A 22,587-nucleotide genomic window follows, 5' to 3' on the forward strand; every position below is an offset into this window, starting at 1 on the left:
CCGGCGCGGTCGCACATCCCGGACAGAGCAGGTGACAACGTGACGAGACTGCACAACCGGCCTCCCGCAGCGGCCGAGCGCCCCGGAGGTGACCGGTGAACCGCACGCTGACCCTGGACGACCTCGTCCTCGCCGGTATCGCCCTGGCGGCCGGTCTGGTGCTCGCCTTCATGTCGCGCACCCTGCTGCGCTGGCTCGCCAAGCACGCCAAGCGGACCCGCTGGAGCGGTGACGACGTCATCGTGGACGCGCTGCGCTCGGTCGTGCCGTGGGCGGCGATCGCGGGCGGCGCGGCGGCGGCCGCGGCCGTGCTGCCGCTGACCAGGATCGTCCAGCACCACATCGACCAGGTCCTCCAGGTCTGGGTGATCGCCGTGGTGACGTCCTCGGCGGCCCGGGTGATCGCCGGGCTGGTCCGCTCGGTCACCCAGTCCCGCTCGGGCGTGGCGGGCTCGGCGACGATCTTCGTCAACATCACCCGCGTCCTGGTGCTGGCGATCGGCTTCCTGGTGATCCTCCAGACGCTGGGCGTCTCCATAGCGCCGCTGCTCACCGCGCTGGGCGTGGGCGGTCTGGCCGTCGCCCTGGCCCTCCAGGACACGCTCGCCAACCTCTTCGCGGGCATCCACATCCTCGCCTCCAAGACCGTCCAGCCGGGCGACTACATCCGGCTGAGCAGCGGCGAGGAGGGCTACGTCGTCGACATCAACTGGCGTCAGACGACCGTCCGGCAGCTCTCCAACAACCTGGTGGTCATCCCGAACGGCCAGCTCGCCAAGGCCAACATGACGAACTACACCCGGCCGGAGCAGGAACTGACCGTGCTGGTGCAGGCCGGCGTGAGCTACGACTCCGACCTGGAGCACGTGGAGCGGGTGACCGCGGAGGTGGTCGCGGAGGTGATGACGGACGTCACCGGCGCCGTCCCCGAGCACGAGCCCGCCATCCGCTTCCACACCTTCGGCGACTCCCGGATCGGCTTCACGGTGATCCTCGGCGTGGGCGAGTTCAGCGACCAGTACCGGATCAAGCACGAGTTCATCAAGCGCCTGCACCGCCGCTACCGCGAGGAGGGTATCCACATCCCCTCCCCGGCCCGCACGGTGACCCTCCAGCAGGGCACGGCGGCCATCCCGCACCAGCGCACCGGGCAGACACCGGCGGACACGTTCCCCGGGAAACCGGGCACGGAGTAGTCCGGCGGGGCGCGGGGCCGGGGGCGGCACTGGTACCCCCCAGGGAGCCCCCTCGTCTTATCCTCGGAGGGTATGACCAGCCCGTCCCCTGATCCCCGCTCACTCGACCAGCGGCTCGACGCGCTCGCGCGGGAGCCGTTCCGGGCCCGGTTCCGGCTGCGCGGGCGGGAGCGGGCGACCGCCGCGCTGAAGGGGCCCGCGACGCTGCGGTGGCACGCGTACGACCTGACCGCCCGGCGGCTGGCGCCGGCCGAGCCGCACAAGGACGGCCGGCAGACGCCGTACCGCGGCCACCCGGTGTTCGTGGCCCAGCACGCGACCGCGACCTGCTGCCGCGGCTGCCTGGAGCGCCGGCACGGCATCCCGAAGGGACGGGAGCTGACCCGCGCCGAACACCTGTACGTGGTGGAGGTGATCTGCCGCTGGATCGCCCGCGAGATGACCGGCGGCGCGTTTTCCGGCCAGGACCCCTGTCGAGCCGGACCCGATCACGAGATATCTTGATGTCGAGCAATGTTGCAGACGTGGAGCGGAGCACCCGGTGACTGACTCGACCATCATCTACACCTACACAGACGAGGCCCCGGCCCTGGCGACGCATTCGTTCCTGCCGGTGATCCAGGCGTACGCCTCGCAGGCCGGTGTGCCCGTGGAGACGCGTGACATCTCGCTGGCCGGGCGCATCATCGCCGTCTTCCCGGAGTACCTGGACGAGGACCAGCGCATCCCGGACGCGCTGACCGAGCTGGGCGAGCTGGCCAAGACCCCCGAGGCCAACATCATCAAGCTGCCGAACATCTCGGCGTCCCTGCCGCAGCTGAAGGCCGCCGTCGCCGAGCTGCAGGGCAAGGGCTACGCGCTGCCGGACTACCCGGACGACCCGAAGACCGACGAGGAGCGCGAGATCCGCGCCCGCTACGACAAGGTCAAGGGCTCCGCCGTCAACCCGGTGCTGCGCGAGGGCAACTCCGACCGCCGCGCCCCGGCCTCGGTGAAGAACTACGCCAAGACCCACCCGCACCGCATGGGCGCCTGGTCCTCCGAGTCCAAGACCAACGTGGCCACCATGGGCGAGAACGACTTCCGCTCCACCGAGAAGTCCGTGGTCGTCCCCGAGGCCGGCGCGCTGAGGATCGAGCTGGCCGGCGAGGACGGCACCACCACCGTCCTGAAGGACTCCGTGCCGGTCCGGGCGGGCGAGGTCGTCGACGCCTCCGTCCTGCGCGTCGCCGAGCTGAACACCTTCCTCGCCGCGCAGGTCGCCCGCGCCAAGGAGGAGGGCGTCCTGTTCTCCGTGCACCTGAAGGCCACGATGATGAAGGTCTCCGACCCGATCATCTTCGGTCACGTGGTGCGCGCCTTCTTCCCGAAGACGTTCGCGAAGTACGGCGAGACCCTCAAGGCCGCCGGCCTCACCCCGAACGACGGCCTCGGCGGCATCCTCAAGGGCCTCGACAGCCTGCCCGAGGGCGCCGGGATCAAGGCGTCCTTCGACGCCGAGATCGCCGAGGGCCCGGCCCTCGCCATGGTCGACTCCGACAAGGGCATCACCAACCTGCACGTCCCCTCGGACGTCATCATCGACGCCTCCATGCCGGCGATGATCCGCACCTCGGGCCACATGTGGGGCGCCGACGGCCAGGAGCACGACGCCCTCGCCGTCATCCCGGACTCCTCCTACGCCGGCGTCTACCAGGCCGTCATCGACGACTGCCGGGCCAACGGCGCCTACGACCCGTCCACCATGGGCTCGGTGCCGAACGTCGGCCTGATGGCGCAGAAGGCCGAGGAGTACGGCTCCCACGACAAGACCTTCGAGATTTCGGCCGCGGGCACGGTCCGCCTGGTCGACCAGGCCGGCAACGTGCTGATCGAGCAGCCGGTCGCGCGGGGCGACATCTTCCGCGCCTGCCAGACCAAGGACGACCCGATCCGCGACTGGGTCAAGCTGGCCGTCACCCGCGCCCGCGCCACCGGCGACCCGGCCGTGTTCTGGCTGGACGAGGACCGCGCCCACGACGCCAACCTGATCGCCAAGGTCAAGCAGTACCTGCCGGAGCACGACACCGAGGGCCTGGACATCCGGATCCTGTCCCCCGTGGAGGCCACCAAGCTGTCGGTGGAGCGCATCCGCCGCGGCGAGAACACCATCTCGGTCACCGGCAACGTCCTGCGTGACTACCTGACCGACCTCTTCCCCATCCTGGAGCTGGGCACCAGCGCCAAGATGCTGTCGGTCGTCCCGCTGATGGCGGGCGGCGGCCTCTTCGAGACGGGCGCCGGCGGCTCCGCGCCGAAGCACGTCCAGCAGCTGGTCAAGGAGGACTACCTGCGCTGGGACTCCCTCGGTGAGTTCTTCGCGCTGGTGCCGTCCTTCGAGCAGTACGCGGCGGCCACCGGCAACAGCCGCGCCAAGGTCCTCGCCGACACCCTGGACCGCGCCACGGCGACCTTCCTCAACGAGGACAAGTCCCCGACCCGGCGCGTCGGCGGCATCGACAACCGCGGCAGCCACTTCTACCTGTCCCTGTACTGGGCGCAGGAGCTGGCGCGGCAGACCGACGACGCCGACCTCGCGAAGGCGTTCGCGGCGTTCGCCGAGACGCTCGCCGCGAACGAGCAGAAGATCGTGGAGGAGCTGAACTCCGTCCAGGGCAAGCCGGCCGACATCGGCGGCTACTACCAGGTCGACAAGGCCAAGGCGGACGCGGTCATGCGCCCGTCGGCCACCTGGAACGAGGCCCTGGCGTCCCTGAGCTGACGCCCGCCGCCACCTCGTCCCCGCCCCGTCCGGTCCTCTCCGGGCGGGGCGGAGCCGTTGTCAGTGGGGTGTGGCACCTTGATCACGTACGCCGTGACCGACCACCTCCCTGGAGCAGCCCGTGACCCGGACCGACCCCTCCTTCGCCCTCCTGTCCGGCGCCGCCGGTTCGCCGGTGCTGCTGCACGTGCCGCACTCCGCGCGCGCGATACCGGACGACGTGCGCACCGGGATCGTGCTGGACGACGCGGAGCTGGAGCGGGAGCTGGACCACATCACGGACGCGCACACCGCCGAGATCGCCGAGCGGGCCGCCGCGCTGGCCGGCGTCCGGCCCTGGCGGTTCGTGAACCGGCTGTCGCGGCTGGTGGTGGACCCGGAGCGGTTCCCGGACGAGCGGGAGGAGATGGCGGCCGTCGGCATGGGCGCGGTGTACACCCGCACCACGCACCGGGGCGCACTGCGGCCCGCGGACACCGACCCGGAGCCGCTGCTCGCCCGCTACTTCCGGCCCTACGCCGCGGCCATGACCGAGGCGGTGGCCGGCCGGCTGGCCGCGGCCGGGCGCGCGGTGATCATCGACGTCCACTCGTACCCGGCCGAGCCGCTCCCGTACGAGCTGCACGGCACCGGGCCGCGCCCGCCGGTGTGCCTGGGCACGGACGCCTTCCACACTCCGCCCTGGCTGGCCGAGGCCGCGCGCGAGGCGTTCGCCGGCTGCGGCGGGACCGGCCTGGACAGCCCGTTCGCCGGGACGTACGTACCACTCGACTTCTACGGCACGGACACCCGGGTCGGCGCGCTGATGGTGGAGATCCGCCGGGACACGTACATGACCGAACCGGGCGGCCCGGCCGGCCCCGGCCTGAACACCCTCGCCACGGCCCTGGCGACACTGATCGACGCAATACGCTAACCGGCCGCCCCCGCGCCGGACCCGTCACAGCCGGCCGAGTCCCGTGCCGGGCCCGCGGAGTGCGCGGGCCCGGCCGGGTTTGTCAGGCTCTCAGCCACTCCGTCACGATGACGTCCGCGCCGGTGCGCAGGCGCAGGGCGAACGGGCCGGTCGGCGGGGTGTCGCTGGTGAAGCGACCGAGGGTGTCGGTGCTGACCGGGCGGGCGGGCGGCGGGCCGCCCAGCACCTCGATCCGCGCGGACTGCGGCGGCAGCAGCTGGCCGATCAGCCCGTCCCCGGTGACCTCCACGTCCACGGTCAGCTCGCCCGCGCGGAACGTCAGCATGCGCGGCGGGGCCATGGCCCCGCGCACCGGCAGCGCGTCCACCAGCGAGTCGAAGGTCAGCTCGGCGAGGTGCGCGTCCAGGCCGTGCCACGCGAAGGCGTCCAGGGCCGACTGGAGCAGCTCGGCCGGCACCGGGTCCAGGACGGCGGCGGCCTGCCGCAGCTCCTCCTCCAGCAGCGCGTCCGCGAACGCGTCCTCGCCCGGGAGCGGACCCGGGCCCGGCCCGCCGGGCGTCAGGTGATCGTCGTCGTTCACACCGCACCTCCCGCGTCCATCCGGGCCCGCAGCCGGCGCAGACAGCGCTGGCGCAGCGGGCCGATGCTGCCGACCGCGATGCCGAGCGCGGCCGAGATCTCCCCGTAGCTGGGCGGCGGCGAGGTCATCAGCACGCGCAGCAGCTGCCGGCAGCGCTCGCCGAGCGCGTCCAGTTCCTGCCATAGCCGGCGGATGCGCTCGGCGCGGTCCGCCGCCTCCTCCGAGTCGATCAGCGATTCCTCGGGCGTCCGTTCCTCGCTGGCCCGGTCCAGCACCCGCGGGTCGTCGGTCAGGGTCAGCCGGGCCAGGCCCTTGAGCACCTTCAGGCACTCGTGGCGGGCCGTGCTGGCCAGCCAGGAACCGGCCTTGTCGGGTTCGCGGATGCGGCCGAGGTGCTGGGCGAAGCGGAACCACACGGTCTGGAAGACCTCGTGTCCGTCGGCGTCCGACAGCCGGTGCGCGCGCACCACCGACCACACCAGCGGGCTCAGCCCCTCCACCAACGCCTTCCAGGCCGCGGCGTCCCCGTCGACGGCGGACTGGACCAACGCGCCGACCTCTGTTCGGTCCACGGCTCCACCCCTTGTGTACGGCACGTCATCGTACGCCGTGGAGGGCAGCGTTCCGGACCTCATGCGGGCAGCGCCGGGGTCGCGAGCGGGACGGGGCGCCAGGTGGGCGGGCGGAGCGCCCGGACGTGTGCCCCGCGCACCTCGGCCCGGTCCGTGGCGGCCGCCAGCAGCCGGGCGGCGGCCGCGCGCGGGTCGCGGTCCCGGTCCGCCGTCATCCGCGCGGCGACGAGCCCCGCGGCCACCGGCGCGGCGAACGAGGTGCCGCTCCACTGCGCGAGGCCCTCGAACATCACCTGGTCCGGTTTGCCGCCGGTGCTCTCCCGGCCCTCGCTCAGCACGCCGGTGTGGCGCGGGTACTGGCAGGTGCAGGGGTAGTCGGCGCCGAACCGGCAGGTGTCGTAGGTGGAGTGCTGGTAGACGTACGGCACGGGCGTGGCGAAGCCGGTGAGGGCGCTGGTGAGGCGCTCGCCGGGGGCGTGCGCGCGCACCCAGGGGCCGTGGTTGGTGAAGCAGGCACCGCCCGCGCCGTCCGAGCGGAGTGCGCCGACCGACAGCACGGTGTCGGCGTACTCGGGCAGCCCGGCGTAGGCGGCGGGCCAGAACGGGGTGTCGCTGCCGTTGTTGCCGGCGGCGGCCACCAGCAGGGTGGGCCGGCCGCGCAGTTCCCGCATGAACGCGTCCAGTCCGATCAGGCCGTCGGTGTCCTCGCTCGGGGTGCCGGCGGAGAGGCTGATGATGTCCGGCCAGCCGTCCCGGTCGACCGCTTCGAAGAGCAGGGCGCCGAACTCGGACTCCAGGACGGCACCGGCGTCGTTCAGCGCGCCCCGGACGGTGATGTCGGTGTTGGGCGCGACGGCCGCGAGGAGCCCGGCGATGAACGTGCCGTGGCCGACGTACTGGTGGAGCACGCCGTCGGCGTCGGTCTCGGTGAGCTGGGCGTCGCCGGTGGTGTGGGCGAACAGCGGGTAGCGGCGGTGGTCGTGCACCAGGCCCGTGTCGATCACGAGGACGCCGACCGCGGTCGCCGGGTCGTGCCGGGCCGCGGCGGCGCCCGGGTTGGCGGGCTCGGAGCGCGGGACGGGCACCGGCTCGTCGCCGGGGCAGGCGTTGACCGCGATGTGCACCACGTGGTTGCGTCCGGCCAGCCGGCGGCCCCGGCGGGCCTCGGCCTGCCGCACGGCGCGCAGGGCGTGCGGTACGGCGTCCTCGCCCTCCGCCGGGTCGCCGACCCGGATGCGGGTGACGCCGCCGCGGCCGGCCTGCGGGCCGACGCGGCGCACGTGGTCCGGGACGAGGCCCCGGGTCTCGGTGAAGTGGGTGCGCACGGCGTCCTCGACGAACCGGGCCTCCTCCCCGTCCCGGACGAGGACGACCCCCTTCTCGTAGAGGAATCCGGCCGAGTCGTCCGGTCCCATGGTCAGCGGGACGTCCGGCAAGGAGCGCTGGATGTGGTGGAACTGCTCGTGGAAGCGCTGTGGTGCCACCTGATGTCCTCCCCCGTAAGACGGTGTTCCACAGTGAGAGTCGCGGGACCGCCGTCTGATACAGCAGGCCACTACCATGCGAGACGTGACAGCGGGAAGCGAGCCGGTTCTCGAACTGCTGCCCATGGTGTTCGCCGATCCGGGCGAGGCCCGGGCGCGGGCGGAACACGTCCTGCGCGCCGCCCCGCCGCCGCTGCACGCGAGCGTGGCCCATCAGGTGCTCGGCATCTGGCAGCGGGACTTCGGCGATCTGCGGATCGCGCTGCGGCATCTGCGGCGGGCCCGGGACCTGGCCGCGCGCGCCGAGTCGGCCGACCGGGAGGCCGACGTGCTGGCGACGCTGGGGGTCGCCCTGGTGCACGCGGGGCGCACCCGGCAGGGGCTCGCCTCGTTCGAGCGGGGCGTGGCCCGGGGCAGCGGGCACACCCGGGCCCGGGTGCTGTACCGGCGGGCCTACGTGTGGTGGGTGCTCGGCCGGCACCCGGAGGCGCTGGAGGACGTACGGCGGGCGCTGCCCGTGCTGCGGCAGGCCGCCGACGACATCTGGACCGCGCGGGCGCTGACGCTGCGGGCCACCGTGCACCTGGCGCTCGGCGCGGTGGACCGGGCGGCCGCGGACTTCACGGCGGCGGAACGGCTGTGGGAGACCACCGGCCAGGAGCACGACAAGGCGGACGCGGTGGAGAGCCGGGGCCTGGCCGCCTTCCGGTCCGGGGACATCCCGGCGGCGCTGCGGCTGCTGGACGAGGCCGAGGAGCGCTACGCCAAGCTGGGCACGCCGGCCTACAACCTGTCGATCCGGCGCTGCGAGGTGCTGCGGGCGGCCGGGCTGGCCCCGGAGGCGCTGGCCGAGGCGGACGCGGCGATCGCGGAACTGGACCGGATCGGCGGGCAGTCCACCCGCAAGGCCGAGCTGCTGCTCGCCGCGTCCTGGGCGGCCCGCTCGGCGGGGGACGCGCACACCGCCATAGCCCGCGCCGCCGTCGCCGTACGGCTGTTCGCTGCGCAGCGCCGGACGTGGTGGGAGACGCACGCCCGGCTGGTGCTGATCGAGGCCCGGGTGGCGGCCGGGCGCCGCTCGGGCCGGATGGTCGCGGACGCGGCGGCGGTGGCCGACCGGCTGGCCGCGTTCGGTTCGCCGGCCGCGCCGGAGGCCTCGCTGCTCGCGGGCCGGATCGCGCTGGCTCTGGGCTGGACGGCGGACGCGGAACGGCACTTGGCGGTGGCCGCGCGCAGCCGGCACGGCGGTCCGCCGCCGGCCCGGGTGACCGGCTGGGCGGCGCAGGCGCTGCGGGCGCGGGCGGCCGGGTCGCGGCGGGGCGTGCTGGAGGCGTGCCGGCGGGGTCTGGCCGTGCTGGACGACCACCGGATGACGCTGGGCGCCTCGGAGCTGCGCGCCCACGCCACCGCGCAGGGCGCCGAACTGGCCGCGCTGGCGCAGGAGGTGAGTCTCGCCCAGGGCGGTCCGCGGCGGCTGCTGGTGTGGAGCGAGCGGTGGCGGGCGACCGTGCTGTCCGCGCCGCCGGCCCGGCCGCCCGGCGATCCGGCGCTGCTCGGCTGCCTGACCGCCTACCGGGAGATCGCGGCCCGCGCGGAGGAGGCCCGGATGGAGGGCCGCCCGGTGCCGGCGCTGGAGCGGGAGCAGCGGCGCCTGGAGCGGGACATCCGCTCCCGGACCCGGCACACGGGCGGCGCGGCCGGCGGCGCCGGGCACCGCTTTGACGTGGACCGGCTGCTGGACCGGCTCGGTGCGGGGCGGCTGGTGGAGCTGGTCGTGGTCGACGGCCGGGTGCACGTCCTGCTGTGCGGGCAGGGCAGGGTACGGCGGTTTCCCGGCGGTTCGCTGGCGGAGGCGGCGGCCGAGGCCGAGCATGTGCAGGCCGGGCTGCGGCGGCTGGCGCATCCGGGGGCGGAGGGGCGGCTGCCGCTGGTGGAGGCGGCCGGCCGGCGGCTCCAGGAGATCCTGCTGGCCGGCGCGGTGCCGCATCTCGGTACGGGCCCGGTGGTGATCGTGCCGCCGGGCGCGCTGCACCGGGTGCCGTGGGCGCTGCTGCCCGCGCTGCGCGAGCGGGTGCTCAGCGTGTCACCGTCGGCGGGCAGTTGGCTGCGCGCCCGGGAGACGGCGCCGCCGCCGCGGGGCCGGCCGGTGCTGGTGCGCGGTCCCGGTCTGGCGACGGGCGGCGCGGAGGTGCCGGAACTGGCCGAACGGTACGGCACGGCGACGGTCCTGGAGGGCGACGACGCGCAGGTGCCCCGGGTGCTGAGGGAACTCGACGGCGCGGGTCTGGCGCACCTGGCCGCGCACGGCACGTTCCGCGCCGACAGCCCGCTGTTCTCCGCGCTGCGGATGGCCGACGGGCCGCTGATCGTGCACGACTTCGAGTGCCTGGCGCGCAGTCCGTACCGGATCATCCTGTCCAGTTGCGAGACCGCCCGTCTGGCCTCGGTCGGCGCGGACGAACTCCTCGGCCTGGTCACGGCGTTGCTGCCGCTGGGCACGGCCGGTGTGGTGGCGTGCAGCGCGCCGGTCAACGACGCGGCGGTGGTGCCGCTGATGCTGGCCCTGCACCAGGGTCTCGACGCGGGCCTGTCGCTGGCCGAGGCCCTCCGCGACGCCCGCGCGGCCTTGCCGGGCGACGCGGTCCACCAGGCGACGGGCTGGGCCTTCGCGGCGTTCGGCGCGGCGTGAGAAACCCGCCTCCCGCACCGCCGCCCTGACAGCGGTCCCCCGCGCCTCCCAAGCCGTCTCCCGCCCCGACCCGGCACCGGCTCCGCGCCTCCCGGGCCGCCTCCCTCCCCGCCCCGGCACCGGCTCCGCGTCTCCCGGCCGTTCACGCCGGTTCCGGTACCTCCACCAGCCAGGGCAGCGCGCCCCGGTCGCCCGTGCCGAGCCGGGTGTAGGCACCGTAGAGGTGATTGCCCACCGTCCGCACGGACAGGGTGAGCCGTTCGGCGATCTCGCGGTTGCTGAGCCCGGCCGCGGCCAGGGTGACGATCTGCCGTTGCCGTGCGGTGAGTTCGCCCAGCACCAGCCCGGCCAGCGCGGGCGTGCTCGCGCCCGGGCAGCGGCGGGCCAGCGCCACCGCCCGGGTACGGGAGCGGCGCGCGGCCCGTGGATCGCGGTGCGCCCGCACGGCCTGCGCGTACGCCTCCGCCGCGTAGAGCAGGAACCCGCGCTCCGCGAGCGCCTCCGCGGCCCGGTCCAGCGCCGTCCCGTCACCGCGCGCGAGGGCCTCGGCGTGCCGTGCGAACACGCTGCCGGCCGGCAGTCGTCCGGCCGCCCGCGCGGGCGTGCCGAGGCGTACGGCGTCGTAGCCCGCCCGCGTCGGGTCCGGGTCGGCGACCTCGCCCGCCGGCCCCTCGCCCAGGGCGAGTTCGCGCCGGCACCCGGGGTCCGCCGGGAACCGGCGCAACCCCTCCCGGGCCCAGGCCGCCGCCTCGCGCAGGTCGCCGCCCAGGCGCGCGAACCGGGCGCGGACCTCGGCGTACCCGGCCGGCAGCGGGCCGTCCTGCGCCACCAGCCAGTCCCCCACCGGCGTCGGCACCGGCCGCACGTCGAACCGCGCCATCCGCCCTTCCAGCGCCTGCCGTTCGGCGGTGAGCGCCGGGCCGCCGGCGCAGGGCGGGCGGCCCAGCCGCCGGGCCCGCAGCCGGCCGGCCATGGCGCGCAGCGCGGCTCCGTGCAGCGGATGGGCGAGGGTGACCGCGCCCCGCTCGTCCACGTCGATCAGGCCGTCCGCCTCCAGGCGTTCGAGGGCGCCCAGGTCCAGTTCGTCCGCCGGCAGCGGCAGCGGCTCGGCGAACGCGAGGCGGTCCAGGGCGTCGCGCTCGCCGGGACCGGACCGCTCCAGGGCGGGCGCGAGCCGGTCCCGGACCGCCGGGGTGACCGGCAGCGCGCCCCGCCAGGCCCGCTCGCCGGTGCCCGGGACGGGCGTCAGCCGGCCGGCCGCGGCGAGCGCGGTGACCAGGTCGCGCAGCAGCCGCAGATCGCCCCGGCACGCCTGGTGCAGCCGGCGCACGGTGAGCGGTTCCAGTCCGGCGCCGGCCAGGAGCCGCGCGGTGTCCTCGCGGGGCAGCGGGCCGAGGGCCAGCCGGGGCAGCATCGACCCCGTCCACAGCCGGGACACCGCGCCGGGCGCGGGCCCGCCGTCCGCCGCGGCGACGATCAGACGGGTACGGCCGTGCACCGCGAGCTGGTGCACCAGGGCGGCGGAGGTCTCGTCCAGCAGGTGGGCGTCGTCCACGACGAGGACGCGCACACCGGTCAGCGCCCGGACCGCGCGGTGCGGCGGGAGGGTGTCCGGGAGCAGGTGCGCGAACGCGGCGAGGGGCAGACCCCGGGCCTCGGGCGTGCCGGTCACCCGGGCGTGATCCGCGCCCGCCACCGCCTCGGTGATCAGCCGGGTCTTGCCGTGGCCCGCCGGGCCGGTCACCACGATGCCGGGCCGGCCGGCGGCCAGCGCGCCGCGCACCGCCTCCAGTTCGGCCGCCCGGCCGGTGAACGGCCAGGGCGGCTCAAAGGCCCCGGTGTCCGCGTAGGTCCTGGTCGTCGCGTCCTGTGCATCAGTCCTCACACCATCTGGAGTCCGCCTACCCAGTTCTGATACAGGGCGGGTTGAGTAGGCCCCGACTCAGGCGCCCGGCCGGGGGCGGGCGGCATCCTTGCGGCATGACCCGACGCCTCTGCTCGCTTCCACGGCAGCCGGCCCCGATGTTCGCACCGGGGCTGACCGCCGAGCGGCTGGGCGCGCTGCTCGCCGGGCGGCGGATGTGGGTCAACGGCACGGTGCTGCACTACTGCTTCCTGGACGCCCGTACCGACGCCTCGGTCATCCCGGTGCCCGGTACCGGGGAGCTGCGCCGGGTGCCGTGGGCGGGCGGCGAGGAGCAGCGGGAGGTGGTGCGGGACTGCTTCCGCGAGTGGCGGGACCTGGGCGTCGGCGTCGGTTTCGCCGAGGTCGCGGACCGGCACGAGGCGGAGCTGCGGATCGGGTTCCAGGCGGGGGGCGGGTCCTGGTCGGCGGTGGGCCGGGACGCGCTGTCGGCCGGCCGGGCCGAGCGCACCCTGAATCTGGGCTGGGACGTGACCGCGCCGGGGGAGCGCGGGACCGTCCTGCACCAGATCGGGCACGCGCTCGGCATGGTGCACGAGCACCAGAGTCCGTTCGCGGGCCTGCACTGGGACGACGAGGCCGTGTACGCCGAGCTGGCCGGGCCGCCGAACTTCTGGAGCCGGTCGACGACGTACGCGAACGTGCTGGACCGGCTGGACGCCTGCGAGGCGGGGGCCTCGGTGTGGGATCCGCAGTCGGTCATGACGCTGCCGTTCGGGCCGGGGCTGGTGCTGGAGCCGGAGCAGTACCGCGGGGGGCTGCGTCCGCCCGGCTCACCGTCGCCGGCCGACAAGGAGTTCGTGCTGCGCTGGTACCCGCCCACGGGTGCGGCGGCGCCCGCGGCGCTGGTGCCGTTCCGGTCGGCGCCGCTCGGTCTGGGGCCGGGCGGGCAGGCGGACTTCACCGTGGCGCCGCCGCAGACCCGCGAGTACACCGTGGGGACCTTCGGTGAGGCCGACGCCGTGCTGGTGGTCTTCGAGGAGCGCGACGGGGAACCGCGCTTCCTCGCGGGGCACGACGACGGCGGCACCCCGGACAACGCCGCCGTCCGGGTCCGGCTCGTCAAGGGCCGCCGCTACACCGTCCGGGTCCGCCTGTACTCCGGCTGGGGGGCGGGAGAGACGGCGGTCATGTGCTGGTGACGGCACACGGGCGGCGGACGGGGCCGCGGCCCCGTACCGGGGGGAAGGGCGTGGATGTCGCCAACGGGGGCGGTGACATCCACGCCCGCACCGGTGTTCCCGCGGGCGGGCACCGGGGAGCCGGGCGCGAGCGCGGGCGTACGCCGGGTGAGCGCCGAAGGTGCGGGCGCGAACGCGGTGTGTCCGTGTGCGACGCGCGTGTGTCCGTCCTGCGAACGGTGCCCGGGGTACGGCGACCGGGGCGTGGCGGCCGTGTGAGCATGACCGCATGCTTCCCGGAGAGACCCGCGCCGCCCGGCGCGCGCTGACGGTCTGCCTGGCCGCCGGAGTGACCACCCTGCTGGACCAGTCGGTGCTCAACATCGCCGTCCCGGCCCTGCGGGACTCGCTGTCGGCGGGCGCCACCGACGTGCAGTGGATCGTGGCCGGATACTCGCTCTCCTTCGGTCTGGTCCTGGTGCCCGGCGGCGGGCTCGGTGACGCGCGCGGCCGCAAGGGGCTGTTCCTGCTGGGCCTTTCGGTGTTCGTGCTGTGCGGGCTGCTCGCCGCGACCGGGACCGCGCCGGGCACGGTGGCGGCGGCGCGGCTGGCGCAGGGCGCGGGGGCCGGGCTCGTCAACTCGCAGGTGATCGGCACCCTCCAGGACGTCTTCCAGGGTCTGGACCGGGCCCGGGCACTGGGTCTGTACGCGGTCACCGGGGGCGTCGCGGCGGCCCTGGGCCCGGCGCTGGGCGGTGCGCTGGTCGCGGTGTGCGGACCGGACACCGGCTGGCGGCTGTGCCTGCTGCTGAGCACGCCCTGCGGCCTGCTCACCCTGTGGCTGGCGGCCCGCTGGCTGCCGCCGGGCCGGCGGTCGGCGGCGGGCCGGGGGCTCGATCCGTGGGGCATCTGCTGCGTGGCCGCGCTGACGCTCGCGCTGATGCTGCCGTTCATCCGCCCGCCCGGCGACGCCGCCACGGCGGCCCGGTGGGCGGTGGCCGCCGCCGGTGCGGCCGGTGCGCTGGTGCTGGGGCAGCGGCGGCGGCTGCGGACGGGCCGGACGCCGCTGGTGCATCCGGCGCTGTGGCGGTCGGCGCCGTACGCGCTGGGCACGGCGGTGGCGATGGCCCAGTTCGGCGCCTCGCTCGGCGCCGGTCTGGTGCTCACCCTGTTCCTGCAGTCGGGGCTCGGGCTGTCCGCGCTCGCCACGGCCGCGGTGACGCTGCCGTCGGCCGTCGCGATGGGCGTGGTGTCGGCGGTGGCGTGGCGGGTCGTACGGCGGCTGGGCGAGCGGGCGGTGCCGGCGGGTCTGGCCGTCGGCGTCCTCGCCCTGCTGGGCGGCGCGTTCGCCGCGGCCGTCGTCCCGGTCGCCGCGCTGCCGTGCGCGCTGGCCGGGGTGCAGTTGGTCTCCGGTGCGGCGTCGGGTCTGACCGTCTCCCCGAACCAGGCCCGGGTGCTGCGGTACGCGCCCGCCGAGGCGGCCGGGGTGGCGGGCGGCATCCTGCAGATGGCGCAGCGGGTGGCCGCGGCGGTGTGCCTGAGCGCCGTGTCCGGGATCTATCTGCGGGGCGCGGCCGCACCGGCGGGTCCGCCGCGTGCCGCGTACGCGCAGGCGTCGCTGGTGTGCGCGGCCCTCCTCGCCGTCGCGCTGGTGCTGTCCCTGGTCCGGGGCCGCCCGGCCGAAGAGTCCGGCCGGTCGCGTCCGCTGCCCGCGCGGGCGGCGGACGCGACCGCGGAAGCTCTGGACGAGCCGGCGTGAGCCGGGCGGCCGCGGAACCGGTTCAGGCGGCGGTGCGCAGCGGTTCCACGCCGATGACCTTGCGGTAGACGCGGGCGCCGTCGCCGTAGTCGTCCACGGCGTAGTGCCAGGTGGCCTGGTTGTCCCAGAGGACGAAGTCGCCGGGCCGCCAGCCGAAGCGGATCGTGTAGTCCGGCGAGGCGGCGTGCCGCAGGAGGTGGTCGAGCAGGGCGCGGCCCTCCTGCGCGGTGACGCCGGTGAGCCGGAGGGCGGAGGAGCTGAGGAAGAGTCCCTTGCGCCCGGTGAGCGGGTGGGCGAGGACGACGGGATGTTCGACGGTCGTCTCGCCGACGGGGCTGTTGCCGCGGCCCTGCGCGTAGTTGCGCGGATCGCCGTCGTAGACCGCGCCGACGCCGGCCAGCAGCGTCTTGAAGGGCTCGGACAGATCGTCGTAGGCGGCCTGGAGGTCCGCCCAGAGGGTGTGCCCGCCGAGTTCGGGCACCTCGTCGTAGGTCAGGGACTCGATGGCGAAGGCCGGGGTGCGCCACAGGCCGCCGATGTGCCAGCTGCTGGCCTTGCCGGTGTGCCGCACGTTGTACGGGTAGACCAGCGGGTTGTCCGGGTGCCGCTGGGCGGTGGGGTGGTCGAACGGTTCGGCGAACAGCCGTACCGCCTCGACGTGCTGGTCGGGTGTCAGGTGCTGGTCCCGGAAGACCAGCACCTTGTGGTCGCGGAAGGCCCGGCGCAGCGCGTCGGCGGTGGTGCCGTCGACGGGGCCGGTCAGGTCGACGCCGGTCACCTCCGCGCCGATGCGCGGGCCGGCCCGGTGGAGGGCGAGGTGGGTGTCGGGATGGGTGACGATGGTCATGCCCGTCTCCTTGGGAACGCCGTGCGGACGAGGGCGCCTTGGAGGCACGTGCGCGGGAGTGGTCGCTCGGAACCGCGCACGGGCCCGGGGGCGGTGGAGAGAGGTCAGGCGTGCCGACACGGCGCGGCGCCGGTGTGCGCCGGGGCCGCGTGCGGTGTGCGGGACAACGCCGGGGAGGTCACCCCTCCACGGTAGTCCGCCGGTCCGGCCCCGGGCCAGGCTCCACCATTGCACTCGCGTGAACATCCGCCCGGGGCCGGGGCCGTCATCTGCGCTGCCACTCCTGTGCCAGCAGTTCGTACGAGCGGACGCGGGCCTTGTGGTCGTGGGTGAGGGTGGTGACGAGGAGTTCGTCGGCGCCCGTGGCCTCGCGGAGCTGTTCCAGGTGGTCGGCGACCCGGCCGGGTGAACCGACGAACCGGGTGTCGAGGCGGTCCTGGACCAGCGCCTGGTCCTCGTCCGTCCACGGCAGCGCGCGGGCCTCGGCCGGCGTCGGGTACGGGAGGGCGCCCTCCCCGGTGCGGATGCTGCGCACCCACGGGCCGTAGCCGGCGGCGAGTTCCCGGGCGGTGTCGTCGTCCTCGGCCACCACCACGTCGGCGGAGACGCTGACGTACGGCTCGGCCAGGTCGGCGGACGGGGTGAAGTGGGCCCGGTAGCCGTCCACGGCGTCCAGGACCGTGCCGGGGCTGACGTGGTAGTTGGCGGCGAACCGCAGGCCGCGCGCCCCGGCGGTCTCGGCGCTCACCCCGCCGCTGCTGCCCAGGATCCACACCTGGACCTCGGCGCCCTCTCCCGGCACGACGTGCGCCTCCACGCCGTCCGGGGAGCGGTAGGTGCCGGCGAGCAGGGCGAGGATGTCGTCGATCAGTTCGCCGTACTCCTGCGGCTGGGCGTGCGGCTGCCGCAGCAGCTTGGTCACCAGGGCGACGCGGGGCGAGCCGCGCAGGTGCTCGAAGCTGAAGGGCGGCGGGATGAGCAGCCCGCCTGGGGCCCGGCCGTCCACCACCGGGGTGGCCGACGGGAGCGGGGTCCGGGGCCCCGGCGGGCCGGCCAGGGAGCGGCCGAGGCCGAGGTCCAGCCGGCCGGGGTGCAGGGCGTCGATCAGGCCGAACTCCTCGACCGTGGACAGCGCCGTGCGGTGGCCGAGCTGGACCGCGCCCGAGCCCAGCCGGATCGTGCTGGTCGCGGCGGCGGTCAGGGCCAGGACGACCGCCGGGGAGGTGCCGGCGACGCCCGGGTTGAGGTGGTGCTCGGCGAACCAGTAGCGGGCGTAGCCGAACCGCTCGGCATGCCGGGCGAGGTCGAGGGAGTTGCGCAGCGCCTCGGCCGCGTCCGAACCGGAGGTGATGGGCACCAGGTCGAGCACGCCGAGCGGGGTGTTCGAGGACCTGGCGGACGGCGAGGCGCCTGAGGAATCCGAGGGCATGAACGCCTCCTCAGCGGTCGGCGGGCACGGAACCGGCTCCGGAGGCGGCGGTTCCGGACACGGGACGGTTTTCGGGCACGGGGCGGTCCGCGGGGGCCGGGTCCATCGCGGGTGCGGACGCGGGTTCGGGGTTGACCGGGCCCCAGGGGAACGGCGGGTCCGGGATGTTCCGGCGCAGCACCGGGGCGACCTCCGACTGGAACAGCTCCAGCGAGTCGTGGTGCCGGCCGGGCGGCAGTCCGTTCGCGTCCGCGCTCACGTGCAGCACGGTGTGTCCGAGCCGCTCGTGGTAGCGGTGCACCTTGTCGACGACCTGCTCGGGGCTGCCGATCAGGGCCGAGCTGCGCGCCACGAAGTCCTCCAGCGACTCGAAGACCACGGGCAGGCCCGTCGTGCGCTGGAAGGCCAGGTTCCGTTCGAAGACCGGGCGGTACGCCCGCAGCGCCTCCTGCGAGGTGCGGGCCACGTACAGCCCGGCGGAGCCGGCGCCCACCGCGATGTCCGCCGGGTCGTGGCCGTAGTGCTCCCAGCGTTCCCGGTAGTGCCGGGCCAGCTCGGCGTACGGCTCCACCGGGTGGGTGACGTTCGCCGAGAACAGCGGGTCGCCGTAGCGCGCGGCGAGGTCCACGGACTCCTTGCTGGTGGCGCTGCCGTGCCAGACCCGCACCGGCCGCTGGTAGGGCCGGGGCCAGACCTCGGCGTCCGTCAGCGGCGGCCGGAACCGGGTGTCGGCGCTCACCTTCTGCTGCCGCCACAGCTGCCGGAACACCTCGTAGCTCTCCGCGTTGCGGTCCCACTGGTCCTCGGGGGTGACCTGGAACAGCTCGCGCTGCGCGGTGCCGTTGCCCTTGCCGATGATCAGGTCGAGCCGGCCGTCGGAGAGGTGGTCCAGGGTGGCGTAGTCCTCGTACGCCCGGACCGGGTCGAGCAGGCTGAGGGTGGTGACGGCGGTGAAGAGCCGGATGCGGCGGGTGAGCGCGGCGATGTGGCCGAGCACCACGGTCGGCGCGGAGGAGAGGAAGGGCCGTTCGTGCCGCTCCCCCACGCCGAATCCGTCGAAGCCCAGCTCCTCCGCCAGCACCGCGTTGTCCAGGACCTCGCGGAACCGCTCGTGGGTCGGCGCGTACCGGCCGGTGACCGGGTCCGGCCGGTGCGCGATCAGGGTGATGGCGAGGAACCTCACGACGCGGCCCGTTCGGCCGGGGCTCCGGCGCCGGTGCCGGGGTGGGCGAGGCCCAGGTGATCGCGCAGGGTCGTGCCCTCGTACTCGGTGCGGAAGACGCCCTGTTCCTGGAGCAGCGGGACGACCGTGTCGGCGAAGCCGTCGAGTCCGCCCGGCGTGATGTGCGGGACCAGGATGAAGCCGTCGGAGGCGTCGGTCTGGACGAACTCGTTGATGGTCCGGGCGACGGTGGCCGGGGAGCCGATGAAGGACTGCCGGTTGCCGGTGTTGATGACCAGGTCGCGGATGGACCAGTTGTTGGCCTCGGCGAGCTGCCGCCACTCGCGGGCGATGGCGACCGGGTCGCGGTACATCCGCACCTGGGCGCGGCCCCGGGAGATGTGCTCGTCGCCGACCACCGGGTCGACGTCGGGCAGCGGGCCCTCCGGGTCGTACGCCGACAGGTCCCGGTTCCACACGAATTCCAGGTGCTTGATGGCGGTGGCGCCGCTGACCTGCTGCCGGCGCACCTCGTGGGCGAGTTCCTCGGCCTCCTCGTCGGTGTCGCCGAGCACGAAGGACGCCGCGGGCAGGATGAGGAGCTGGTCGGGGCGGCGGCCGTAGGCGGCGAGGCGGGACTTGACGTCCGTGTAGAAGGCCCGGCCCTCCTCCAGGGTGGAGTGGCGGCTGAAGATGGCGTCCGCGCTGGAGGCGGCGAACTCGCGGCCCTCCTCGGAGTCGCCGGCCTGGAAGATGACGGGGCGGCCCTGCGGGGAGCGCGGGACGTCGAACCGGCCGTGGATGTCGAAGTGCTGCCCCTGGTGCACGAAGGCGCCGGCCTTGGCGTCCCGCAGGAAGGCGCCGGTGCCCTGGTCGGCGAGGATCTCGTCCTCACCCCAGGAGTCGAACAGTTCGTGCGCGGTGGTGAGGAACTCCTTGGCGCGGGAGTAGCGCTCCTCCTGCGGCAGAAAGCCGCCGCGCCGGAAGTTCTCGCCGGTGAAGGCGTCCCAGGAGGTGACGACGTTCCACGCGGACCGGCCGTCGGAGAGGTGGTCGAGGCTGGCGAACTGACGGGCCACCTCGTACGGCTCGTTGAACGTGGAGTTGATGGTGCCGGTCAGGCCGAGCCGGTCGGTGACGGCGGCCAGCGCGGCGAGCACGGTGAAGGTGTCGGGGCGGCCGACCACGTCCAGGTCGTAGATCCGGCCGCCCTGTTCGCGCAGCCGCAGGCCCTCGGCGAGGAACAGGAAGTCGAACTTGGCGCGTTCGGCGGTCCGCGCGAAGTGCGCGAAGGAGCTGAACTCGATGTGGCTGCCGGCGGCCGGGTCGCTCCACACGGTGGTGTTGTTGACACCCGGGAAGTGGGCGGCCAGATGGATCTGCTTCAGCGGCTTGCTCATGACGGTGCGGTCCTCCCGGCTCAGACGGCGGCTGTGGCGTAACGGTTGGCGGGGCGGGCGAGGCCGAGGTGGCCGCGCAGGGTCGTCGCCTCGTAGGCGGTGCGGAAGCGGTTCCGGCGCTGGAGTTCGGGCACCAGGTCCCGGGTGATCCGGGGCAGGTCGTGGCCGGCGACCGCGGGGCGCAGCCGGAATCCGGTCAGTCCGCCGGCCGCCAGGTCCTCCAGCAGGTCGGCGAGCTGGGCGGCGGTGCCGGTGAAGATCCGGGCGTCGCTGGTGTACGGCTCGCCGGCGAGCGTGTCCAGGCGGTCCAGGCGGGCCCGTGCGGCGGTCTCGCTGTCGTCGAGGAGGACGACGAGGTCCCCGAAGAGGTGCAGGGGCTCGTCGGCGCGGCCCGCCGCCTCCTGCTCGGCGCGGACCACGGAGACGATCGCGCGGGCCTGCTCGGCGTCGTGCGGGGTGAGGTAGCCGACGTCGGCCCGGCTGGCCACCAGCCGGTACGGGAGGGTCTGGTGGGCGAGGGAGGTGACCAGCGGCTGGCCCTGCGGCGGGCGCGGAGTGATGGAGGGGCCCTTGACGCTGAAGTAGCGGCCTTCGAAGTCGATGTAGTGGAGCTTGTCCCGGTCGATGAAGCGGCCGGTGGCGGCGTCCCGGATCTCGGCGTCGTCCTCCCAGCTGTCCCAGAGCCTGCGCACGACCTCGACGTAGTCGGTGGCCTCCTCGAACAGTTCGGTGAGCAGGTCCTGCGCGGACGGGCCGTCGAAGGACTCGACCCGCGGGATGGTGCGGCGGCCGAAGTGCGCGGCCTCGTCGGGGCGGGCGCTGACCCGGACGCGCAGGCCCGCGCGTCCGTTGCTGACGTAGTCCAGGGTGGCGATCGCCTTGGAGATGTGGAACGGCTCGGTGTGCGTGGTCACCACGGTCGGGACGAGACCTATGTGCCGGGTGACCGGGGCGACGCGGGAGGCGATGAGGACCGCGTCGAGCCGGCCGCGGACCTGGTCGGTGCGCTCGTCGGGGTCGAGGAGGAGGGAGGACTGCTGGCCGAGGCTGTCCTCCAGGGTGACGAAGTCGAGCAGGCCGCGTTCGGCCTCGGTGATCAGGTCGGTCCAGTAGCCGGCGGTGAACAGGTCACGGGGGCGGGCGACCGGTTCGCGCCAGGACGCGGGGTGCCAGCCGGTGCCGTCCAGGGCGACGGCGAGGTGCAGGGGTGCGGAGGAGGTCGGGGACACGTCGGTGCCTTCCTTGATGTCCGTACGAGTCGGAGCGTCCGGGTGGGTCGGAGCGGCGCGCGGGCGGCCGGGGCCGGGGCGTGCGGCACCGGCGGGGGCGGCACACGGCACCGGCCGGGGCGGGCGCGCGGGAGCAGGGGAAGCCGGGCCTCGGGCCGGGCGGACGTCAGTGGCGACAGAGCGCGGCGGACACGCGCTGGAGATCGATGTGCGGCCGGGAGTGCAGCCGGACGGAGCGGTACGGCCGCGCGGCGCGCGGCGGGCGGGCCTGCCCCGGCAGTCGGGTCACGGCCGTCACCTCCCTCCGTCGGACGCGGCGGGCCGGGCGGGCGCCCGCCGGTCGGATCTCGTCTTGACGTTCAACGCGCGGCCGGCGCCGGATGTTCCCGGGGTGCGCGGCCGGCCGGTCAGGAGTTGTCCAGCGGCAGCCCGGGCGGGTTGACCTCGGCCTTGCCGACGGCCTCGTCGGACAGGTTGTAGGCGGCGAGCCACTTGGCGTACTGGCCGTGGTCGATCAGGTAGTTGAGGGCGTCGGCGAGCGGCTTGGCCAGGCCGCTGCCCTTCTTGGCGGTGGCGGCGATCAGACCCTGGACGGTCTCGCCCGCGCCGGAGAAGGTGCCCGCGCTGCGGGTGGCGTCGGGTGAACTCGCGGTCAGCCGGGCGCGGTAGGCGACGGCGGGGTTGGGGCCGAAGAAGGCGTCGACCTTCCCGCTGCGCAGCGCCAGGTTGATGCTGTTCTGGTCCGGGTAGTACTTGACGGTGAGCGTCTTGCCCGCCTTGGCCAGTCTGGCCTTCCACTCCAGCAGGATCTTCTCCTGGTTGGTGCCGGCGCCCACGGTGACGGTCTTGCCGGCCAGCTTGCGGTAGTCGCCGTCGAAGTTCCAGGTGCTCTTCTTCAGCACCTCGAAGGCCAGGTTGTCCTTGCGGTAGGAGGCGAACTCGTACTTCTTCTTGCGCTCCTCGGTGACGGTGACGTTGGTGAAGGCCGCGTCGACCTTGCCGCTGTCGATGCCGACGAACAGGTTCTCCCAGGTGGAGTTGCGTACCTCGGGCTCCAGTCCGAGCACCGCGGCGACCAGCCGGCCGAGGTCGGGTTCGGCGCCGGTGAGGGTCTTCTGGTCGCTGCCCACGAAGCCCAGCGGGGCCGACCCGGAGGGCAGCGCGCCGACGCCGATGACCAGCTTGCCGCTCTTGCGGACGGAGGCGGGCAGCTCGGCGCTGATGGACTTCACTTCGGAGACCTTCAGCGCGGTCTCCTTCGCGGCTCCGTTGGACAGCCGTCCCACGGTCACCGTGCCGGCGGCACCGGTGGTGGTGGCGGCGTCGCTGTCTCCTCCGCAGGCGGCGAGTCCGCCGGCGAGCAGGGCGGTCGCGGTCGTCGCGGTGAGGCCGCGGATCAGGCTGCGTCGGGAGAACTGGCTGGGCATGGCTGTCCTTGTCGTCGTGAGGTGCGGGAGGCCCGCGGGTGGTCGGTCGGAGGAAGGAGCCGGGAAGGCCGCCGGGGCGGTCAGGCGGTCA

Annotated in this window: 18 protein-coding genes; 7 read left to right on the forward strand and 11 right to left on the reverse strand. The window is 74.7% G+C overall.

Annotated elements, in window-relative coordinates; genetic code table 11:
• The first annotated feature begins 95 nt into the window (after nucleotides 1-95).
• The 4 genes from ACH4OA_RS02310 (at nucleotide 96) to ACH4OA_RS02325 (ending at nucleotide 4,873) form a co-directional block, all read left to right on the forward strand.
• Nucleotides 96-1,196, forward strand: coding sequence for a mechanosensitive ion channel family protein (locus tag ACH4OA_RS02310; protein ID WP_397935297.1), 1,101 nt, complete (start codon nucleotides 96-98; stop codon nucleotides 1,194-1,196).
• Between the two features lie 72 nt (nucleotides 1,197-1,268).
• Complete coding sequence (locus ACH4OA_RS02315) at nucleotides 1,269-1,700, forward strand: DUF4186 domain-containing protein (RefSeq protein ID WP_397935299.1); 432 nt, start codon at nucleotides 1,269-1,271, stop codon at nucleotides 1,698-1,700.
• Between the two features lie 37 nt (nucleotides 1,701-1,737).
• Nucleotides 1,738-3,957 (forward strand): NADP-dependent isocitrate dehydrogenase, encoded by a 2,220-nt coding sequence (locus ACH4OA_RS02320; protein WP_397967211.1) that lies wholly within the window; start codon nucleotides 1,738-1,740, stop codon nucleotides 3,955-3,957.
• Between the two features lie 121 nt (nucleotides 3,958-4,078).
• Nucleotides 4,079-4,873, forward strand: coding sequence for an N-formylglutamate amidohydrolase (locus ACH4OA_RS02325; protein ID WP_397967212.1), 795 nt, complete (start codon nucleotides 4,079-4,081; stop codon nucleotides 4,871-4,873).
• Between the two features lie 82 nt (nucleotides 4,874-4,955).
• Here ACH4OA_RS02325 and ACH4OA_RS02330 read toward each other — a convergent pair whose 3' ends face one another.
• Genes ACH4OA_RS02330 through ACH4OA_RS02340 form a run of 3 tightly spaced genes read right to left on the reverse strand, consistent with a single transcriptional unit; the run spans nucleotide 4,956 to nucleotide 7,509 of the window.
• Complete coding sequence (locus ACH4OA_RS02330) at nucleotides 4,956-5,453, reverse strand: hypothetical protein (RefSeq protein ID WP_397967215.1); 498 nt, start codon at nucleotides 5,451-5,453, stop codon at nucleotides 4,956-4,958.
• On the reverse strand, nucleotides 5,450-6,088 hold the full coding sequence (locus ACH4OA_RS02335) for a sigma-70 family RNA polymerase sigma factor (RefSeq protein WP_365882015.1): 639 nt from the start codon (nucleotides 6,086-6,088) through the stop codon (nucleotides 5,450-5,452). Before ACH4OA_RS02335 ends, ACH4OA_RS02330 begins: the two co-directional genes overlap by 4 nt.
• Nucleotides 6,085-7,509 carry a S8/S53 family peptidase gene (locus ACH4OA_RS02340; protein ID WP_397935305.1) on the reverse strand — a complete coding sequence of 475 codons (1,425 nt, stop codon included), beginning with the start codon at nucleotides 7,507-7,509 and terminating at the stop codon, nucleotides 6,085-6,087. Before ACH4OA_RS02340 ends, ACH4OA_RS02335 begins: the two co-directional genes overlap by 4 nt.
• A gap of 85 nt (nucleotides 7,510-7,594) precedes the next feature.
• Here ACH4OA_RS02340 and ACH4OA_RS02345 point away from each other — a divergent pair, with 85 nt between their 5' ends.
• Complete coding sequence (locus ACH4OA_RS02345) at nucleotides 7,595-10,198, forward strand: CHAT domain-containing protein (RefSeq protein WP_397935307.1); 2,604 nt, start codon at nucleotides 7,595-7,597, stop codon at nucleotides 10,196-10,198.
• 142 nt (nucleotides 10,199-10,340) lie between these two features.
• Here ACH4OA_RS02345 and ACH4OA_RS02350 read toward each other — a convergent pair whose 3' ends face one another.
• Entirely contained in the window at nucleotides 10,341-12,083 is a 1,743-nt protein-coding gene (locus ACH4OA_RS02350; protein ID WP_397967217.1) for a LuxR C-terminal-related transcriptional regulator, read from the reverse strand.
• 95 nt (nucleotides 12,084-12,178) lie between these two features.
• On the opposite strand from ACH4OA_RS02350, the gene ACH4OA_RS02355 reads away from it, so the two are divergent.
• Both ACH4OA_RS02355 and ACH4OA_RS02360 read left to right on the forward strand, forming a co-directional pair.
• A complete protein-coding gene (locus ACH4OA_RS02355; protein ID WP_365883947.1) occupies nucleotides 12,179-13,264 on the forward strand; it encodes a M12 family metallopeptidase in 1,086 nt (361 codons plus the stop codon).
• A 268-nt stretch (nucleotides 13,265-13,532) separates the two neighbouring features.
• Nucleotides 13,533-15,002 (forward strand): MFS transporter, encoded by a 1,470-nt coding sequence (locus ACH4OA_RS02360; protein ID WP_397967221.1) that lies wholly within the window; start codon nucleotides 13,533-13,535, stop codon nucleotides 15,000-15,002.
• A 22-nt stretch (nucleotides 15,003-15,024) separates the two neighbouring features.
• Here ACH4OA_RS02360 and ACH4OA_RS02365 read toward each other — a convergent pair whose 3' ends face one another.
• The 7 genes from ACH4OA_RS02365 to ACH4OA_RS02395 all read right to left on the reverse strand — a co-directional run bounded on the left by ACH4OA_RS02365 (nucleotide 15,025) and on the right by ACH4OA_RS02395 (nucleotide 22,496).
• Nucleotides 15,025-15,849, reverse strand: coding sequence for a TauD/TfdA family dioxygenase (locus ACH4OA_RS02365; RefSeq protein WP_365875993.1), 825 nt, complete (start codon nucleotides 15,847-15,849; stop codon nucleotides 15,025-15,027).
• 265 nt (nucleotides 15,850-16,114) lie between these two features.
• Complete coding sequence (locus ACH4OA_RS02370) at nucleotides 16,115-17,278, reverse strand: LLM class flavin-dependent oxidoreductase (RefSeq protein WP_397935315.1); 1,164 nt, start codon at nucleotides 17,276-17,278, stop codon at nucleotides 16,115-16,117.
• A gap of 10 nt (nucleotides 17,279-17,288) precedes the next feature.
• On the reverse strand, nucleotides 17,289-18,461 hold the full coding sequence (locus ACH4OA_RS02375; protein WP_397967222.1) for an LLM class flavin-dependent oxidoreductase: 1,173 nt from the start codon (nucleotides 18,459-18,461) through the stop codon (nucleotides 17,289-17,291).
• The gene (locus ACH4OA_RS02380) at nucleotides 18,458-19,840 is read right to left on the reverse strand and encodes an NtaA/DmoA family FMN-dependent monooxygenase (RefSeq protein ID WP_397967224.1); all 1,383 of its coding nucleotides are present in this window, start codon (nucleotides 19,838-19,840) and stop codon (nucleotides 18,458-18,460) included. The genes ACH4OA_RS02375 and ACH4OA_RS02380 overlap by 4 nt, the downstream gene beginning before the upstream one ends.
• A gap of 20 nt (nucleotides 19,841-19,860) precedes the next feature.
• A complete protein-coding gene (locus ACH4OA_RS02385; RefSeq protein ID WP_397967227.1) occupies nucleotides 19,861-21,069 on the reverse strand; it encodes an LLM class flavin-dependent oxidoreductase in 1,209 nt (402 codons plus the stop codon).
• Between the two features lie 166 nt (nucleotides 21,070-21,235).
• On the reverse strand, nucleotides 21,236-21,358 hold the full coding sequence (locus tag ACH4OA_RS02390; protein WP_365875983.1) for a putative leader peptide: 123 nt from the start codon (nucleotides 21,356-21,358) through the stop codon (nucleotides 21,236-21,238).
• 118 nt (nucleotides 21,359-21,476) lie between these two features.
• Nucleotides 21,477-22,496: a transporter substrate-binding domain-containing protein gene (locus ACH4OA_RS02395; RefSeq protein ID WP_397935320.1), complete on the reverse strand. Its 1,020-nt coding sequence runs from the start codon at nucleotides 22,494-22,496 to the stop codon at nucleotides 21,477-21,479.
• Nucleotides 22,497-22,587: the final 91 nt, after the last annotated feature.

The sequence above is a fragment of the Streptomyces sp. NPDC017095 genome (assembly GCF_044332325.1).
Lineage (GTDB): Bacteria > Actinomycetota > Actinomycetes > Streptomycetales > Streptomycetaceae > Streptomyces.

Excerpts from the sequence above, each read along its gene's own strand:
- ACH4OA_RS02360 (WP_397967221.1), top strand. The coding sequence starts at position 13,533 with ATGCTTCCCGGAGAGACCCGCGCCGCCCGGCGCGCGCTGACGGTCTGC.
- ACH4OA_RS02365 (WP_365875993.1), bottom strand. The coding sequence starts at position 15,849 with ATGACCATCGTCACCCATCCCGACACCCACCTCGCCCTCCACCGGGCC.
- ACH4OA_RS02315 (WP_397935299.1), top strand. The coding sequence starts at position 1,269 with ATGACCAGCCCGTCCCCTGATCCCCGCTCACTCGACCAGCGGCTCGAC.
- ACH4OA_RS02335 (WP_365882015.1), bottom strand. The coding sequence starts at position 6,088 with ATGAGGTCCGGAACGCTGCCCTCCACGGCGTACGATGACGTGCCGTAC.
- ACH4OA_RS02395 (WP_397935320.1), bottom strand. The coding sequence starts at position 22,496 with ATGCCCAGCCAGTTCTCCCGACGCAGCCTGATCCGCGGCCTCACCGCG.
- ACH4OA_RS02355 (WP_365883947.1), top strand. The coding sequence starts at position 12,179 with ATGACCCGACGCCTCTGCTCGCTTCCACGGCAGCCGGCCCCGATGTTC.
- ACH4OA_RS02380 (WP_397967224.1), bottom strand. The coding sequence starts at position 19,840 with ATGAGCAAGCCGCTGAAGCAGATCCATCTGGCCGCCCACTTCCCGGGT.
- ACH4OA_RS02370 (WP_397935315.1), bottom strand. The coding sequence starts at position 17,278 with ATGCCCTCGGATTCCTCAGGCGCCTCGCCGTCCGCCAGGTCCTCGAAC.